This is a genomic window from Rhodococcus sp. P3_B8 (assembly GCF_056402775.1).
The window spans coordinates 1-1262 of record NZ_JBFUGT010000634.1 but is presented as its reverse complement, the minus strand read 5'-3'; the positions used below and the strand labels follow the sequence as shown (position 1 = coordinate 1262).

Annotated in this window: 1 protein-coding gene and 1 pseudogene; both read right to left on the bottom strand. The window is 66.3% G+C overall.

Annotated features, from left to right (window positions below):
- Positions 1-367, bottom strand: a pseudogene (locus AC1D1G_RS45330) (ABC transporter permease); the annotation flags it as partial.
- Positions 368-506: 139 nt separating this feature from the next.
- Positions 507-1262, bottom strand: a 756-nt coding sequence (locus tag AC1D1G_RS45325; protein WP_477956956.1) for a substrate-binding domain-containing protein, incomplete at its 5' end; no start/stop codon positions are given.

Sequence of the window (1262 nt, the reverse complement as noted above, 5' to 3'; positions counted from 1 at the left end):
CCACGAGGGCGAGGGCGGCGCCGGCCCACAGGTTCAGGTGCAGGTTGTAGGCGATCATCGACGCCGCCAGGGAGCTGGTGGTGACGGCGACGCCGGCGGAGAGGTCGAATTCCCCGCCGATCATCAGCAGTGCCACCGCGCACGCCATGATCCCGATCGTCGACGAGGCGTAGAGCACCGTCGCCAGCGCTTCGGGGCTGCGGAACGGGGGGGCGACGACCATGAAGAAGACGAAGATGGCGATCGCACCGAACAGGGAACCGATCTCGGGGCGGACCAGCAGACGCTGCAGGCGTTTCTGCTCCTTCACCCGCTCGTCGTGGACGACCTTGTGACTGGCAAGGTCCAGATCTTGCTGTGTGGACATGATTTCCTCTCCGCGCCGGTGGATCTCAGCGTTGTGCGATGCCGGCCGGTCGTGCGACCGGGTCGATGGTGATGGTGTGTGCGTGAGATGGACCCACCGGGGTCCGGATCGTGTGTCCTGACATGTGATCGACCGCCGATCAGCGGGTGCCGGCCTTGGCGTACTCGGCGACCTTGTCGATGTTGGACTTGTCGATGAACGACGGCCCGGTCAGAGTCGGTCCGCCGCCGCCGATGACGTTGCCGTTGTTGAGGTAGAGCCACAGCGAATCGATGGCCAGGTAGCCCTGCAGGTACGGCTGCTGGTCGATGGCCCACTGCACGCTGCCGTCCGAGATGGCGTCGACGAGTGCCGCGTTGGTGTCGAACGTGTAGACCTTGGCCGGGCTGCCCGCGTTGCCGACCGACTGCACGGCGGTGAGGGCTATCGGAGCGCCGAGCGTGAGCACACCGTCGATGGACGGGTCCTGCTGGAGCTTGGCAGCGATCGTCGAGTTCACCGACGGCATGTCCTCACCGTTCACGTTGAGGGTCTCGAACGTGCCGCGGAAGGTCTGCTTGGCGCCGGCGCAACGGGATTCGAGCTGGATCTGGCCCTGCTGCTGGATGACGCAGATGACGTGCTTGGCGCCGTCCTCGTTCAGCCGGTTCCCCGCGGCCTGGCCGGCGATGGTCTCGTCCTGCCCGAAGTACTGGGTGACCCCCATGTCCTTCCAGGCTCCGTATCCGGCGTTGAACGCGGAGATCGGGATGCCTGCGTCCTGCGCGCTCTTGACGGCGGGAGCCATCGCCTCGGGGGTGGCGAGGGTGAGCGCGAGCCCGTCGACCTTCGAGTCGATGGCCGTCTGCACGAGGTTGGCCTGGTTGGGAGCCTGCGGATCGGAGGAGTACTTCAG